At 61.7% G+C, this 15,595-nt stretch carries 17 protein-coding genes; 9 read left to right on the top strand and 8 right to left on the bottom strand.

Going from position 1 to position 15,595, the window contains the following annotated elements; translation table 11 throughout:
• Positions 1-183: 183 nt before the first annotated feature.
• Together CRO59_RS14090 and CRO59_RS14085 are read right to left on the bottom strand one after the other, a co-directional pair.
• Complete coding sequence (locus CRO59_RS14090; protein ID WP_097088048.1) at positions 184-549, bottom strand: DUF6124 family protein; 366 nt, start codon at positions 547-549, stop codon at positions 184-186.
• Between the two features lie 651 nt (positions 550-1,200).
• Positions 1,201-1,980, bottom strand: a complete 780-nt coding sequence (locus CRO59_RS14085; RefSeq protein ID WP_097088050.1) for a LuxR C-terminal-related transcriptional regulator — start codon at positions 1,978-1,980, stop codon at positions 1,201-1,203.
• 111 nt (positions 1,981-2,091) lie between these two features.
• Here CRO59_RS14085 and CRO59_RS14080 point away from each other — a divergent pair, with 111 nt between their 5' ends.
• Together CRO59_RS14080 and CRO59_RS14070 are read left to right on the top strand one after the other, a co-directional pair.
• Entirely contained in the window at positions 2,092-3,207 is a 1,116-nt protein-coding gene (locus CRO59_RS14080; RefSeq protein ID WP_097088052.1) for a polyamine ABC transporter substrate-binding protein, read from the top strand.
• Between the two features lie 163 nt (positions 3,208-3,370).
• Entirely contained in the window at positions 3,371-4,489 is a 1,119-nt protein-coding gene (locus CRO59_RS14070; protein WP_027614718.1) for a P1 family peptidase, read from the top strand.
• A gap of 93 nt (positions 4,490-4,582) precedes the next feature.
• Here the strand turns inward: CRO59_RS14070 and CRO59_RS14065 are convergent, their stop codons facing one another.
• The gene (locus CRO59_RS14065; protein WP_097088055.1) at positions 4,583-5,170 is read right to left on the bottom strand and encodes an NAD(P)H-dependent oxidoreductase; all 588 of its coding nucleotides are present in this window, start codon (positions 5,168-5,170) and stop codon (positions 4,583-4,585) included.
• Positions 5,171-5,256: 86 nt separating this feature from the next.
• Between CRO59_RS14065 and CRO59_RS14060 the strand changes: the two genes are divergently transcribed.
• Positions 5,257-5,895 (top strand): TetR/AcrR family transcriptional regulator, encoded by a 639-nt coding sequence (locus CRO59_RS14060; protein WP_096795609.1) that lies wholly within the window; start codon positions 5,257-5,259, stop codon positions 5,893-5,895.
• Positions 5,896-6,094: 199 nt separating this feature from the next.
• On the opposite strand, the gene CRO59_RS14055 is transcribed toward CRO59_RS14060, so the two are convergent.
• Positions 6,095-6,781, bottom strand: coding sequence for a GNAT family N-acetyltransferase (locus tag CRO59_RS14055; RefSeq protein ID WP_097088057.1), 687 nt, complete (start codon positions 6,779-6,781; stop codon positions 6,095-6,097).
• Positions 6,782-6,975: 194 nt separating this feature from the next.
• Here CRO59_RS14055 and CRO59_RS14050 point away from each other — a divergent pair, with 194 nt between their 5' ends.
• Positions 6,976-7,299, top strand: coding sequence for a YXWGXW repeat-containing protein (locus tag CRO59_RS14050; RefSeq protein WP_097088058.1), 324 nt, complete (start codon positions 6,976-6,978; stop codon positions 7,297-7,299).
• A gap of 41 nt (positions 7,300-7,340) precedes the next feature.
• On the top strand, positions 7,341-7,553 hold the full coding sequence (locus CRO59_RS14045; RefSeq protein WP_027614713.1) for a YXWGXW repeat-containing protein: 213 nt from the start codon (positions 7,341-7,343) through the stop codon (positions 7,551-7,553).
• Between the two features lie 15 nt (positions 7,554-7,568).
• Here CRO59_RS14045 and CRO59_RS14040 read toward each other — a convergent pair whose 3' ends face one another.
• Positions 7,569-8,129, bottom strand: a complete 561-nt coding sequence (locus CRO59_RS14040; RefSeq protein ID WP_096795612.1) for a YceI family protein — start codon at positions 8,127-8,129, stop codon at positions 7,569-7,571.
• A 98-nt stretch (positions 8,130-8,227) separates the two neighbouring features.
• Complete coding sequence (locus tag CRO59_RS14035) at positions 8,228-9,586, bottom strand: MATE family efflux transporter (protein WP_096795613.1); 1,359 nt, start codon at positions 9,584-9,586, stop codon at positions 8,228-8,230.
• A gap of 127 nt (positions 9,587-9,713) precedes the next feature.
• Here CRO59_RS14035 and CRO59_RS14030 point away from each other — a divergent pair, with 127 nt between their 5' ends.
• The 3 genes from CRO59_RS14030 to CRO59_RS14020 all read left to right on the top strand — a co-directional run bounded on the left by CRO59_RS14030 (position 9,714) and on the right by CRO59_RS14020 (position 12,718).
• The gene (locus CRO59_RS14030) at positions 9,714-10,283 is read left to right on the top strand and encodes a chorismate mutase (RefSeq protein ID WP_097088060.1); all 570 of its coding nucleotides are present in this window, start codon (positions 9,714-9,716) and stop codon (positions 10,281-10,283) included.
• Between the two features lie 124 nt (positions 10,284-10,407).
• Positions 10,408-10,848: a phage infection protein gene (locus tag CRO59_RS14025; protein ID WP_097088061.1), complete on the top strand. Its 441-nt coding sequence runs from the start codon at positions 10,408-10,410 to the stop codon at positions 10,846-10,848.
• A gap of 226 nt (positions 10,849-11,074) precedes the next feature.
• Complete coding sequence (locus CRO59_RS14020) at positions 11,075-12,718, top strand: sensor domain-containing diguanylate cyclase (RefSeq protein ID WP_097088063.1); 1,644 nt, start codon at positions 11,075-11,077, stop codon at positions 12,716-12,718.
• A 63-nt stretch (positions 12,719-12,781) separates the two neighbouring features.
• Here CRO59_RS14020 and CRO59_RS14015 read toward each other — a convergent pair whose 3' ends face one another.
• Entirely contained in the window at positions 12,782-13,168 is a 387-nt protein-coding gene (locus tag CRO59_RS14015; protein WP_027614707.1) for a cytochrome c family protein, read from the bottom strand.
• Positions 13,169-13,232: 64 nt separating this feature from the next.
• On the bottom strand, positions 13,233-14,564 hold the full coding sequence (locus CRO59_RS14010) for a PLP-dependent aminotransferase family protein (RefSeq protein ID WP_097088064.1): 1,332 nt from the start codon (positions 14,562-14,564) through the stop codon (positions 13,233-13,235).
• 88 nt (positions 14,565-14,652) lie between these two features.
• Here CRO59_RS14010 and CRO59_RS14005 point away from each other — a divergent pair, with 88 nt between their 5' ends.
• Positions 14,653-15,546, top strand: coding sequence for a DMT family transporter (locus CRO59_RS14005; protein ID WP_097088066.1), 894 nt, complete (start codon positions 14,653-14,655; stop codon positions 15,544-15,546).
• Positions 15,547-15,595 lie beyond the last annotated feature (49 nt).

Raw genomic sequence — 15,595 nt, 5'->3', positions numbered from 1 at the left:
GGATCTATTGTGGGGCTGTCGCTATCAGTGATCGGGATAAGGGTCGGTTATTTATTTGATGGCAATTGCGAGCAGGCTCACGCCTACAAGGCATCTTTGCCGGGCACTTAACCAGTGATCAACGCAGATCCACTGTAGGAGCGAGCCTGCTCGCGATGAGGCCGTTACTGCTGTCGACTATTCCTATGGCACCACATTATCCAGCGCCTGACTCACCGCCAACTCCCCCAGCATCACCACCTGCGCAATGCCCAACACCGTATTACGACTCGGCCCCTCCAGCGTGCCGGCGAAATCGCCGAGCATGACCGTGGCTGAGGCCAGGGATTCGCGGGCTTCGACGAGCAAGGTTTCTTCGTCCACGGTGGGGTCGATGAGGAAGATTCTGTTCGCCCTGCATGACGAGGTTGAAGGGATCGAGATCTTCAGGGCGCCGGGGTTGAGGTAGAAGTTGATGGCGCGGTCGGTCGCCGCTTTTATCTTCTGCGGGTCGAGGGCTGGGTCGTACGGGATCGAAGTGTCCGGGGGATTGGGTGTGGCTTTGAACATCGATGTACTCCTATTGCAGTTATTCAGGAGCCATCACTCTCGCTACCAAACGAGGGGTGGTGGCCATACGCGGGTTGGTAGACCGGCTGCAATAGGAACCCGGCGCTCACGAGTGAGCCCCACGCATGACCACCATAAAAACGAGCCCCACAAAGGGACTGCAAAGGTGTTGCCATACAGCTATTACAGACGGGCTACCAAACCCGATCACTGATTTTCAGTGACAGGGAAACGATAAGCCCGTCGCACAGCCGTGTAAGCCCGCGGATTCTGGCGTACGCGTCGGTAACGGCGCAAGGCGTTGTAGCCGGTATGGCGTAACGGTTCGTGTACTTTAAACGTGGTTGCGGGGTTATGTTTATGTGCGGCGTTTGCTCTGTTGTTTTGATTTTGTCTGGCAGGCCGCTTTCGCGAGCAAGCCCGCTCCCACAGTTGGAATGAGTGCATTCAGGTGGGAGGTTGGTCGGTTGGCAGGCCGCCATCGCTGGCAAGCCAGCTCCCACAATTTGACTGAGTGCATTCAGTTTGGGATTGGTTGGCTGGTGAGCCGCCTTCGCCAGCAGGCTGGCCCTTACAGTTGTATTGGGTGTATTCATTTGGGGATTGGTTGGCTGTAAGGGCGTCATTGCTGACAAGCCAGTTCCCACAGGTTCAGGCAGTGGGTGGGCGCAACACCAGCGCAAACAGTTCGCCATGCCCGGTCACATTGAGCTTGTGATAGAGATTGCGCCGATGCACCTTCACCGTCTCCGGCGAGATGCCCATCTGCTGGGCGATGGCCTTGCTGGAAAAGCCCTGCAGAATCAGCCGCGCGGTGTCGACTTCGCGGGTGGTCAGGCGCGCATCGAAGCGATCGAGCAGCGTTGCCAAATCCCCCGCCACCGGCTCGGTGCCGGTCCCTTGTGGCGGCAACAGCTGCACGTGTCGGCGCATCGCCGCCAACACCCAGTCGCGCACACACAGCAGACGGCCCTGCTCGGCCAGGTCGAAAGCCGTCGAGCGCCCCAGTGACAGGCCAAGCACGCCGCCCTCGATGTTGATCATGAACTGCAACTCGTCCTCACCGACCACCGAGCGAAAGTAGCTCTGGTAATACTCGCTGTGCAGAAACTGGTCCGGCGCCACCGAAGCCAGGCTGTGCAGGCCGTCGGCGATGCCGGTCGAGGCGGTTTGGTAGAACGGATCGAGCAGGTACATGCCAGCGGTGTAGCTGGCCAGTTCTTCCTGCTCGTCGGCGCGGCCCTTGCTGTCGAAGTCGATCAGCAATTGCGGTGCCTGCCCCGCTTTCATCAGTGCCACCAGCGCGTTGTCCAGCGGCACCAGCAGGCGCAGCGTGTCGACCAGCGCGCGCCAGAAAGCGTCCTGGCCGACGGCGGCAAACACCCGCGCCAGACTTTGATGCACCGGCAACTCCTGCAACAACGCGTCCACGCTCTACCCCTTTTGAGTAACCCATGATGGGAATGGGTCAGGCGTGCCCGCCCCGATAGGCTGAGCACTCCTGTCAATCACCGGCCTGCCGCAGGCCAGGAGTGCCGCATCATGCGTTGTCGTCGTGGCTATATCAACCGGGGCATCAACCTTGGCCTGCTCGCCTGTTTTGGCGTCGCATCCGTCGCCAGTGCCGCCGACGTACCGAGCGTGCACGTCTACAACTGGTACGACTACATCGGCCCCACGACCCTGGCTGACTTCAAGCGCGACAGCGGCATTCAGCCGGTTTACGACACCTTCGACAGCGCCGAAGTGCTCGAAGGCAAACTGCTGACCAGCCGCAGCGGTTACGACGTGGTGGTGGCGAGCAACTTCAGCCTGCCGACGCTGATCAAGGCCGGCGCCCTCGCCCAGCTGCCTCGCGATCAACTGCCGGGCTGGAACAATCTGGACAGCGATCTGCTGAGCAAACTGGCCAACAACGATCCCGGCAATCAATACGCCGTGCCTTATCTGTGGGGCACCAACGGCATCGGCTACAACGTCGACAAAGTGCGCGCCGCGCTCGGCGACAACGCGCCGCTGGATTCGTGGGATCTGGTGTTCAAGGAAGAGAACCTCGCCAAGCTCGGCCAGTGCGGGGTGGCGATGCTCGACTCGCCGTCGGAGATGCTCCCGGTGGCCCTGCACTACCTGGGATTGCCGCCCAACAGCACCAACCCCGAGGACTATCAGAAAGCCGAAGCGCTGCTGCTCAAATTGCGCCCGCACATTGCGTACTTCAACTCGTCGAAATTCATCAGTGACCTGTCCAACGGCAACATTTGTGTGGCGGTGGGCTGGTCCGGGGCGATGCTCGAAGCCAAGACCAACGCCGAGCAGGCGCACAACGGCGTGAAGATCGCCTACAGCCTGCCCAAGGAAGGCGCGCCGGTGTGGTTCGACACGCTGGTGCTGCTCAAGGACGCGCCGAACCGCGCTCAGGGTCTGGCGTTCATCGACTACCTGCTGCGCCCGGAAGTGATAGCGCCGGTCAGTGATCACCTGTCGTACCCCAACGGCAACCGCGCCGCGACGCCACTGGTGGCTGCGGCCACGCGGGATAACCCGGCGGTGTATCCGTCGGCCGCGGCGATGGCCACCTTGTACACCCTGGAACCGCTGCCCAAAGCCACCGAACGCGTGCGCACGCGGGTGTGGAGCAAGGTCAAGAACGGCCAGTAACCCCAACACATTTCCCTGTGGGAGCGAGCTTGCTCGCGAATGCGTCGGGTCAGTCAACATCTCCTTTGAATGACACACCGCCTTCGCGGGCAAGCCGCGCTCCCACAGGGTTTCGTGTTCAGCCCCGCTCATTCATTTCTGCCTTTTTAAAGAGAGACATCCCATGAAACCTCGTGCCCGTGACCTCAACATCCGCATCGGCCAGTTGCAACCCGGCCCGCTCAACGCCATCACCGACGTCCCCGGCGTGCGCGTCGGCCACAGTAACGTGCGTGGCCGCAGCGACAGCGGACGTGACATCTGCACCGGCGTCACAGTGATCGAACCGCGCCGCGGCTCGACCAACCAGCAACCGTGTTTCGCCGGGGTGCATGTGCTCAATGGCAATGGCGATGCCACCGGCCTTGAGTGGATTCGCGAGGCCGGGCTGCTGACCAGTCCCATCGCCTTCACCAACACCCACAGCCTCGGCGTCGTGCGCGATGCGTTGATTGCGCTGGATCGCCAACAGCAACCGGACGACGGGCGCCTCTACTGGAACATGCCGGTGGTGCTGGAAACCTTCGATGGCTTGCTCAACGACATCAATGGTTTTCACGTCAAACCCGAGCATGTCGCCGAGGCACTGAATTCTGCGCATGACGGTGCCGTTGAAGAAGGCGCCGTCGGCGGCGGCAGCGGCATGATCTGCCATGAATTCAAGGGCGGCATCGGCAGCGCGTCACGCCGTTTGAGCAGCGCTCAGGGCGGCTGGACGGTGGGCGCGATCGTCCAGGCCAACCACGGCATTCGCAGCGAGTTGCGGGTCGACGGTTATCCGGTGGGTCGCTACATGGAGCAGGTGGATTCGCCGTTCCTGCGGGCTTCGCTGCCGCATCCTGGCATGGGTTCGATCGTGGTCTGCCTGGCCACCGACGCACCGCTGCTGCCGCATCAATGCACGCGTCTCGCGCAACGCGCCAGCCTCGGTCTGGCGCGCAGCGGCGGCGGTAACGAAGACCACAGCGGCGACATTTTCATTGCCTTTGCCACCGGCAACGAGCAGGTGCCATCCGCCGCTTACGAGGGTAAAGGCGCGCCAACCTGCGACGGTTTGCGCATGGTCAACAATGACCACATCAGCGAGCTGTTCCTGGCCGCCACCGAAGCAGTCGAAGAAGCGATCATCAACGCCCTGCTCGCCAGCGAGAGCACCGCGGGCAACGGGCATGCGGTGCAAGGGCTGGATTCAGAAACGCTGCTCGCCGCCCTCGCTAAGGCTGGCTGGCCCGGCGCCCGCTGACCTGTAGGAGCTGCGGCACGCTGCGATCTTTTGATCTTGCTTTAAAAAAATCAAAAGATCGCAGCCTTCGGCAGCTCCTGCAGGAGGTGCGACTCAGGTGAACATCTGGGCGCCGAGGTGCCGTGCCGTCTGCAGATGCTCCTGCGGATCACGCACCTCCGATTCCACCATCAGCGTCGAGCTGACCACCGTCGCCCCGCTGTAATCGAAAATCCCGTGTTCGATCTGCGCCTTCATCGCCGGGCCATAACCGTGACGTTCGTAGGCGCGTTCATCGGCCCCCGCAAGCCCGACCAGATGCACGCGCAGGCGCTGCAGCTTCTTCACATGCTTGAGGTCGCCAGCGAAATCAAACGCCCAGCCATTGCTGAACACCCGATCAATCCAACCCTTGAGCAACGCCGGCATCGACCACCAGTACACCGGGAATACCAGCACCAGAGCGTCGGCCCGATCAATCCGTGCCTGTTCCGCCAATACGTCGGCTGGCGGCCGCGCCTCACGGTGATGCACGGCGAAATCCGCTGCGCTGAACACCGGCTGAAATCCCTCGGCGTAAAGATCGGCGATTTCCCGGGTATTGGCGGGGTTGGCGCGGGTCAAGCCCTCGGCAATCTGCGTTGCCACGCTGTGGGTCAGCGAACGCGGTTCGTGATGCGCCACAACAATCAATGCGTGCATGGTCATTCTCCTGTAAGTTTGCGCTGACCAAGGGCTATGTACTCTTGGTAAGTTACGAACAGTAAGTTACGTTTGGTATATAACCGATGTCAACCACAGAAATGACCGAAGCCGATTCCCCTGCCCAACCGCGACGTCGCTTGTCGCGCGAAGATCGCAACCGCCAGTTGCTCGACGTCGCCTGGCAGATCATTCGGGCCGAGGGCACCGATGCCCTGACCCTGGGTTATCTGGCGGACAAGGCCGGGGTGACCAAACCGGTGGTCTACGACCACTTCACCACTCGCTCGGGCTTGCTCGCGGCGCTGTATCGCGACTTCGATACTCGCCAGACTGCGGTGATGGATGCAGCGATCGACCAGTGTCCGCCAACGCTCATCGACACCGCGACGGTGATCGCCACGGCGTACGTCGATTGCGTGTTATTGCAGGGCAATGAGATTCCTGGAGTGATTGCCGCGCTGGGCAGCACGCCGGAGCTGGAAAAGATCAAGCGCGACTACGAGGCAATCTTCCTCGAAAAGTGCCGCAGTGTGCTGCAACCGCTGGCTGCTGGCGGGGAAATCACCCAGGCCGGTTTGCGCGCGATGCTCGGTGCCGCCGAGGCGTTGTCGAATGCTGCCGCCAGTGCTGAAATCAGTGCCGGGCAAGCGAAGGACGAGTTGTTCGCGACCATCATCGCGATGGTGGAACGGGCCGCCGCCCGTGCGACTAGCGGTACTTGAGTCGGCCCCCGCGCGTTCCCATGATGAAGGTACGCAGGCGCTTCACTCCTGAGCGGCGGCGTAGGGAACGGGTGTTCTGAACCCCAAATCAAGCCTGTTCCCTGTTTCATGCGCAGCTTGAGCCTCATGGGCTCTACTTCTCCCCATCAAAGAGCCTTGAGGCTCTTTTTTTGTCCGTTTTTTGCGCCGGACTCAGGACTCAGTGCAGCGTCAGGCGCTGACGGACAAATTCTTCGACGTGACGGGTAGTTTGATCCAGATGCCGGTCGCGCTGTTTTTCGGCATCGAGCATCGCGCGCTTGCCGTTTTTCTGCAGCAGGTAGGTGTGGATCTGCTGCACTTCCAGCGAGCGATAGATCGGTGTGGTGTCGATGAAACCGCGCAGGCCATTGCTGCGGTAATGCCGGGTGCTCATCAACACCTGGGTTTCGCGCGCGCCGATCACCTCGAAACCCAGCGCCTCGAAGTACGGCACTTTGCCGACACTGCAGGTCAGCTCGGCGTGCGGATAACGGCCGATCATCTCGCCGATCATTGCCCGCGCCACGCCCTGGCGCCGATAACCTTCGCGCACGGCCATGTAGGCGACGCTGCACGCTTCCCAATCGCCTTGCACCGGCAGGTACAAGAGGAAACCTATGACCCGCTCCGGGTCGTCCTCGGCCGTCGCCACCAGCAATTCCACCTCGGTGCCCTTCTCGCCATTCAGCGCTTCCAGATACAGATGCACCTCATAGCCGACCGCGTACTGATAGACGTTGTACAGCAGATTGCTCGGGCCAAGACCGACCGCGCTGATGTCGGTCAGGTAATCGACCACCAGTTGCAGAATCTGGCTGTTGACGCTTTCGGGGCATGGGGACTTGTAGTGGGTGATGCGTGACATGACAGCTGAACTCCGGCGGAAAACCGCGACATCATACCGTGTCCCGACGCCTGCCACCGTCGCAGGAAATACCGAAGCAAGCTGACGGTTGACCTGAAGAAAATTTCATCTGCCAAGGCTCGGATCTTTCGCCGATTTAGCGTCCAATTCTTCAGCTGCGTTCACTTTTTTAACGCAGGCCTTGAGGAGTTCACATGAACGTTTTGCGTTCTCTGTTCAAATGGCGGCAAGCCTTGTTGCTGGTGCCGCTGACCCTGGCAGCGCTGGCCAGCACCCCGGTGTTTGCACAACCCCCGGTTTACATTCAGCAGGCACCGCCGCCGATGCGCATGGAAGTGATGCCCGGCCCGCGCCCCGGTTATGTCTGGGATCAGGGCCATTGGCGCTGGGAAGGACGCGGCTACGTGTGGATGCCCGGTCATTGGCAACCGGTGAGGTACGGCGCGCACTGGCGACCAGGCCACTGGCAGGCGCGCGGTCCTAACTGGTACTGGGTCGAAGGCCACTGGGCCCGTTGAGCCCGCTCGGCAACAACAACTTATCTACCGGGAAGACCACCATGTCGCGAAACCTGAAAACCCTGCTCGCCGCCTCACTGGTCGCGATCACCCTGTCGGGCTGCATTGTCGAACCGGTACGGCCGCATCGGCCACCGCCGCCGGTGGAAGTCGTGCCGGTCATGCCAGCGCCCGGTTATCACTGGGTCGCCGGTCACTATCGTTGGGATGGACGTGAGTGGCGCTGGGCACCGGGACACTGGCGCGCCTATTGACCTGAGCGGCTGGCGTCACTGCTGTGGCGCCACCACCTTGAACTTGATCGCGATGTCGTTGGACACCACAGTGTCCGCCCACTCCCCCGCCCCGAGTCCGAACTGGTCACGCTTGAGCACCAGTTCACCGTCGAAAATGCCGATCGAACTGTCCGGTTTCAGCTCGACCGGCACCTGCACCTCGCGAGTGATGCCCTTGAGGGTGAGCTGGCCGGCGATCAGATAATGATTGCCCGTGACCCGGGTAAAACGGCTGGACTCGAACACCGCCACGGGAAAGCGCTGCGTATCGAACCACGCCGGTTTCACCAGTTCGGTGTTGGCGTCGGTGCTGCCGGCGTCGATGCTGTTGAGGTCGATGTGCAATGTGGTGTGGGCGCCGGCGAGGTTGTCGCTGTCGAACTGCAGTGTCGCGTCGAACTTGCCGAAGGTGCCGTACATCAGCGAGCCCATCTGGTTGTAGGTAAAGCTGATCTGGCTGGCGGTGGTGTTGACGCGGTTGTATTCAGCGGCCTGCGCCGCGCTCGTGACGCACAGGCAGGCAAACAGGGCCACAGCGGTGAATCGGGCACGCATGGGATTCTCCGGACAGGGCAAACCTTCGAGGCCTCGACTGACTTAAGCAAACAACCGGCGAATGCGCCATGTCATTTGTCTGCAGATGTGGCTCGGGCTCAGACCAGCCGCTCGATCTTCTGATGCTGCCAGACCAGTTTGTAATACAGCGTCTGCAACACCAGCATGCCCAGATACGCCACCGGGAACGCCATCCAAACGCCCTGCAAACCGTACTGACCGTCCAGCCAGTAAGCTGCCGGCAACTGCACGCCGACCACGCAGACAATCGCAATAATCACCGGCACCAGCACCGTTCCGCTGGCGCGCATGATGCCGCCGATGATCGCCTGGAAGCCGAACACCAACAGGCTCCACAACATGATGTGCAGCAAGTGCTCAGCCATCGCCCGGGTCGAATCTTCGGTCAGGAACAGTCCCAGCAACCAGTGCGACAACAGGTAACCGAGCACAATCAAACCGCCGGTCAGGCACACGTTGATCAACAGCCCGGTGCGCAGGATCGCTGCCAGGCGTTGCAGTTGCCCGGCACCAATGGCCTGGGCGCCAAGGATCGAGGCGGTGATGGCAATCGACAGCGCCGGAAACTGCACGTAGTTGACGATCTGCGTCACCGCGCCATAGGCCGCTGTCGCCTGCGAGCCGTGCTGGTTGACCAGCGCCAGAATCACCAGCTCCGACAGCGACAACACGATCATCTGCACCCCGGTCGGCAGGCCGATGCGCAGCACCTTGCCGAGAATCGCCGCGTCCAGGCGCAGTGCCGCGAAGAACTCGCGGTTCGGCGCCAGCGGATGGTCCTTGCGAATCAGCCGCCACGCCAGCCACGTCATGGCCGACAGGTTACCGGCCAGTCCGGCGAAGGCGGCACTCTGAATGCCCAACTGTGGCAGACCGAACCAGCCGCGAATCAACGCCGGGGTCAGCGCCAGCCCGACCGAGGTCGACACGATCAGCGCCAACAGTGGCGACACGGTGTCGCTGACTCCGCGCAGCAATTGCGTGAACAGCACAAACACCAGCATCGACGGCAGAATCCACATCATCACATGCGCATACGCCACTGCGTCGTCCAGTACATCCGCCGGCGTTCCTAACCCTTGCAATGCCTGACGCGCAAACACGCTGCCGAGTACCGCCGCCAGCAAACCGATCAACACCCCCAGCAACAGCGTTGCCCCGGCGATCGCCTTGACCATGTGTGCCTCGCGCGCGCCCCACGCCTGGCCGATCAACACCCCGGCGCCCGCGCCCAGGCCGATCACCAGCGCGATAAAGAAAAAGATCACCGGAAACATCCCCGACACCGCCGCCAGCGCTTGCGTACCGAGCATCTGCCCAATGTAAATGCTGTTGACCGTGCCCGACATCGATTGCAGGAAGTTGGACAACACCATCGGCGCAAGGAACAGCAGGTAGGTTTGCCAGAGCGGTTTGATGGTGCTGGGGGTTTGCATTGAGGATCGTTCTCGGGGTGGGAGATGCGAGGGATATTACGCTAGATGGGCGGGATAAAGTCGGGTCGACATCGCCTCTGCTCAAGGCTTAAATGTCGGCACTATTTTTTGTGGAACGCGCCTGCCCATGACTCCGTTGCGAAATGCTCTGACCTGTTCCCTGCTGGTTCTGTTCAGCCACGCTGCCGGCGCCGCCGAGCCCCCTGTTTCCTCCGAATCGTTGCGTCCGTTGCTGACAACCTTGAACGAACGCCTGAACATCGGCGACCTCGTCGCCCTGACCAAATGGGACAGCGGCAAGCCGATTCAGGACAGCCCGCGCGAAGCCCAGGTCATCGCCAATGCCCGCACCCTGGCGACCGAACACCAGCTCGACCCCGAAGACGTCGCCCAGTTGATCGCCGCGCAAATGGAGGCGAACAAACTGGTGCAGTACGGATTGCTCGCGCAATGGCAGGCGGCTGGTGCGGCGCCGGACACCCCGCGACCGGATCTGGCGAAGCAGATTCGTCCGCGCCTGGACGAGTTGCAAACCCGCCTGCTGCGCCAGTACGCCGATTTCGCGCCGCATCGCCACGACCCGAATTGCCCGGTCTGGCTGGCCAAGGCCCGGCAGGGTCTGACCCACGATGCACTGCATGATCTGGCTCTGATCCGCGCCACCGGAGAGCTGTGCATTCGGGCACAGAAGCTCTAGATCAGCAGTTGCGGCACACATCGCTGGCGTCGATAGTCACCATCACGTCAATGAAGTTCTCATAAAAAATCCGCGGCGTAACATCAGCTCCATACCAACCCAATACACCCCGGAGCACACGATCATGAAACGCCAAACCATCCTCGGCATCGCTTTCTCGGTTCTTGCAGTCAACGCTTTTGCAGCAACACCCGTTCACACCTTGGTCGCTGAAGGCGGCTCGGACAAGTTGATTGAAAGCCGTCTGGCTGAAGGTGGTTCTGATCGTTTGCTGGAACGCCGTGTTGCCGAAGGTGGCTCGGATCGTCTGCTGGAGCGCCGTGTCGCTGAAGGTGGCTCGGATCGTCTGCTGGAGCGCCGCGTCGCTGAAGGTGGTTCGGATCGTCTGCAAGAACGCCGCGTCGCTGAAGGTGGCTCGGATCGTCTGCAAGAACGCCGTGTCGCTGAAGGTGGTTCGGATCGTCTGCAGGAACGCCGTGTCGCTGAAGGTGGCTCGGATCGTCTGCAGGAACGCCGCGTCGCTGAAGGTGGTTCGGATCGTCTGATCGAAAGCCGCAATGCATAAAACAACGGCTCTAAAGCAGTCAAAGAAGCCCGGCCTGATCAGCCGGGCTTTTGCATTTCGTCGTTTGCCGGAGTGGTTCTTTTCAACAACCCGCGTCAGAAAGGATCTTGCCTTGTAGGGCATTGGCGAAACTTCCGACGGTGCTTATCCGAAGCGACCGACTGGCAGCCCGACGCTTAATGCGCATACCATGCGGCCACAACGTCCAAACAGAATTTGCCTGCCCATGCTCAAAGCCAGTCTGCGAAGTCACCTGACCCTCTGGTTCGCCGGTTTGTCCCTGCTGACCCTGGCAAGCGTCGGCTTCTATGTCGGGCATATCGCCACCGAACAGATGAAACAGGTCAGCGGCAATTCACTGCTCAATACCGCGCGTTCTGCGGCAACGTTGCTCGGTGACCAATTACGCGAGCGCCAGCTGGAGGTCTACCTGCTCAGCCGTGCGCCGCATCTGGAACGCGGCGACCTCGACAACCCGGCGATTCTCAAATCGATGCAACTGCGCACCCAGGCCCGGGCCGAGTATGCGTGGATGGGCGTGACCGATGCCGAGGGCCATGTGCATCAAGCGGTGAATAATTTGCTGGTCGGGCAATCGGTACAGCAGCGGCCATGGTTCCAGGCAGGCCTGCGCGGTGAGTACACCGGTGATCCGCACGAAGCGGTGTTGCTGGCCAAACTGCTACCGGGAACGCCCAACGGCGAACCGCTGCGTTTCATCGACTTCGCCGCCCCGATCCGCAACGCCGACGGCCAGGTGATTGGCGTGCTGGGCGCGCACGCGCACTGGAGCTGGGTGACGCGTATCGTCGAATCGGCAGCGTTCTCGCATAAAAATGCGTCGCCGGATATCGAAGCGCTGATCATCGATCACGACGGCAAGGTGCTGTACCCGGAAGCCCTGATGGGCCAGCAACTGGCGGTGAATGATTCGAAGTCGCCGGGCTGGTCGGTCGGCAACGGTTACCTGACCAGCATGGTCACCGTACCGACGCCTTCGAGTACGGCGTTGTCCTGGTCGATTGCCGTGCGCCAGCCACTGGACACCGCTCTGGAGCCGGCGCGCCTGCTGCTCTATAAATTGTTGCTGCTGGGTGTGGCCGCCGCCGTGGCATTCGGGCTGGTGGCGTACTATCTGGCGCAGTATCTGAGCCGGCCGATCGAGCAACTCGCGCACTCGGCCAAACAGGTGCAGAACCAGCAGCCCGGCGCACACTTCCCGCTGCAGCACCCGGTGCGGGAAATCGCCCAGCTTGGGCAGTCGATCGACGCCATGACCCGGTCGCTGCTGGCCAAGGAGCGCGAACTGCAGGAAGCCAACGCCTCGCTGGAAGCCACCGTCGCCCAGCGCACCGCGGCACTGATGCAGGCCAATGCCGACCTGTTGAACCTGGCGACCCACGACGCCCTGACCGGCGTCTACAACCGTCGCCGCTTCGATGAAAAACTCAGCGAATACAGTCTGCTGTTCCGCCGCACCGGGCGACCGTTTGCCCTGCTGCTGATCGACGCCGATCACTTCAAGCGTATCAACGACACCTACGGCCACGCGATTGGCGACGACGTGTTGCAGCAATTGGCGCAGCTCATTCAGGTCAGCGTGCGCGCCACCGATTTCGTCGCCCGTTACGGCGGCGAGGAATTCGCCGTACTGCTGCCGGAAGTCGCCCAGCCTGATACTCCAGAGGTGGTCGCCGAAAAGATCCGTGTCGCCGTGGCCCAGGCGCACTTTCCCGAGATCGGACAGGTCACGGTGAGCATTGGCGTCGCGCTGGCCGACCCGGCGGACAACAGCCACACGATGCTGATCAAACGTGCCGACCAGCAGCTGTATCAGGCGAAAGCGGCGGGCCGTAATCAGGTGGCTTGATCAGCCCTCTTTGACTTCGCAAATGCCGTTGGCCTGGTTTGCCGGGCCGGCCGAGCAAAATCTTTAATTGGAGAACTGCTGCAGATACGCCAGCAAATTATCGATCTTCTCCTCGTCACTCAGCCCCCAGAAAATCATTCGTGTGCCCGGCACCACGCCCTTTGGATCTTTCAGATACGCCGTCAGCGTTTCGCGGTCCCAGGTCTTACCCGAGTTTTTCATCGCCTCGGAATACACGTAATTGGCCGAGGTGCCGGCCGCTCGACCGATGATGCCGTTGAGTTGCGGGCCGAACCCCGGGCGCGCATCCGGGCCAACCTGGTGGCAGCCGCCGCACAGGCGCGGGAAGATCTTTTCGCCGGCTTGCGGATCGCCTGCGGCGCGGGTGGTCGAGCTGAACAGTACGGCGGTGGCGGTCAAGGCAAGCAAGAGTGCAACGGTGTTTTTCATCGAAGGTTCCGGAACGGCTTGAATCTGGCTGCGCAAGGGTAACATCTGTCCCCCGGGCCTCGTTTTACAGGTAAGCGGCAATGACCTTCCTGACGGTGGTCAAGGCCTGCCGCAACACATCCATTTCCACCGAACCCAGGGCCAGTCGAATCGCATGCGGCACATGCGCCGATACGGCGAACGGCTCGGCGGTGGTGACCGAAATCTGCTTCTGCATCAGCTCCACCACAATCTGATCGGCACGCACGTCTTCCGGCAAGGGCAGCCACAGGAAATACGAGTTTGGATGGGCGACGCACGGCAACCCTTTGAGCAACTCGGCAGCTAGCGCCTGGCGCGCCTGAGCATCGTGGCGTTTTTGCGCTTCCAGCTCGATCACGGTGCCGTCGTCGAGCCAGCCACAGACAATCGCGGTCATCAGTCCCGGGGTGTTCCAGGTGGTTGCGCGGATCACCCGCTCCAACGCAGGAACATGGGCCGCAGGCGCAGCAATGAAACCGACGCGCAGGCCGGTGGCGATGTTCTTCGAAAGGCCCGAGACGTACACCGTGCGCTCAGGCGCCAGGTCGATCAGAGGTCGCGGCGGGTCTTCCACCAGAAAAGCGTAGGCCGCGTCTTCGATAAGGGTCAGATCATGCCGCCGCGCGATGGCAGCCAACTCTTCGCGCTGCTCGATAGACATCACCCAACCGAGCGGGTTGTGCAGGGTCGGCATGCTGTACACCGCGCGTACCGAGCGACTGCGGCAGAGTTTTTCCAGCGCGGCCAGATCCGGCCCCTGCTCGTTGACCGGGATCGCCACCACTTCCAGATGCAACGCCTCGGCCAGCACTTTGAACCCGGAATAGGTCAGCGCATCGGCGGCGATCACATCGCCGGGCTTGAGCAACGCCATCAGCGTCACCGCCAGCCCCTGCTGGGCGCCGTTGACCAGCAGCACTTGCTCGGCGTCGACGCTGACACCGCGACTGAGCAAATGGCGCGCGACCGAAGCCCGTTCGTGGGCCCGGCCGGCATGGGGCTGATAGCGCAACAACGCTTCCAGATCTCCCGACAACGCCAACTGGCGCAGTGCGGTGCGCAACAGTTGCGTCTGACCGGGCAAGGACGGGTAGTTGAAATTGAGGTCGATCATGCCGACGGCCACGTCTTTCTGGTCGATGCCCTGCCCCGGCGACAACGAGGTTTCGCGCACGAAGGTGCCGCGCCCGGTTTCGCCGCTGACCAGCCCCATGGCTTCGAGTTCGGCGTACACCCGCGAGGCCGTGACCAGTGCCAGCCCTTCCTGCGTGGCCAGTTGCCGGTGCGTCGGCAGGCGGGTGCCGGGCGCCAGACGTCCGGTGCGAATGTCGGCGGCGTAAGTGTCGACGAGGGTCTTGTAACGAGAGCGGGACATGTCGGGATGTATCCATGACAATTTTTTGATTGTCCTGATTCTCGATCATAGGATTCTCTCAAAGCAACCCACAATGAGTGTGAATCGTATGGAAAGGACTTCAAACGTGAGCAACCCGGCACTGGAAAAAACCAGCGGCTGGATCAATGGCTTTATTGGCGTGGTGTGCTTCAGCGGCTCGCTGCCGGCTACGCGTCTGGCAGTGCTGGAGTTTGACCCGGTGTTTCTCACCGTCGCGCGCGCCGCCATTGCCGGCGTGCTGGCCGTTGCCCTGTTGTGGTTGTTCCGTGAGCGGCGACCGTCCAGGGATCAGTGGTTTTCGTTGTTGATCGTGGCATTGGGCGTCGTGCTCGGCTTCCCGCTGCTGACGGCGTTAGCATTGCAGCACGTGACATCGGCGCATTCGATCGTCTTTGTCGGCTTGCTGCCATTGGCCACTGCGCTGTTTGGCGTCTTGCGCGGTGGCGAGCGCCCGCGCCCGGTATTCTGGTTCTTCTCGATCCTCGGCAGTGCTCTGGTGGTGGGGTTCGCCTTGTCACAGGGATTGTCCGCCTCGCCCACCGGTGACCTGCTGATGCTCGCCTCGATTCTGGTCTGTGGTCTGGGTTATGCCGAAGGCGCAAAACTGTCGCGCACCCTGGGTGGCTGGCAGGTGATCTGTTGGGCGCTGGTCTTGTCGCTGCCCCCGATGGCAATTGCGAGCCTGTGGCTGGCCCCACCATCCTTCAGCGGCATCAGCGTGTCGGCATGGGTCTGTCTGGGCTACGTTTCGCTGTTCAGCATGCTGATCGCGTTCGTGTTCTGGTATCGCGGTCTGGCCCAAGGCGGGATTGCCGCGGTTGGTCAACTGCAGTTGCTGCAACCGTTTTTCGGCCTGGCGCTGGCAGCGACGGTGCTGCATGAGCAAGTCAGCATCGGCATGCTGGTGGTGACGGTGGGCGTGATTCTTTGTGTGGCCGGGGCGAAGAAGTTCTCCCGATAGTGATCTTTGGCATCGCCTCTGTGGGAGCGGGCTTGCTCGAAGGCGTAGT

The sequence above is a fragment of the Pseudomonas sp. LAMO17WK12:I5 genome (genome assembly GCF_900215165.1).
Taxonomy (GTDB): Bacteria; Pseudomonadota; Gammaproteobacteria; order Pseudomonadales; family Pseudomonadaceae; genus Aquipseudomonas; species Aquipseudomonas putida_A.
Note: the sequence above shows the minus strand (reverse complement) of the source record. Positions and strands in the feature narration are given on the sequence as shown.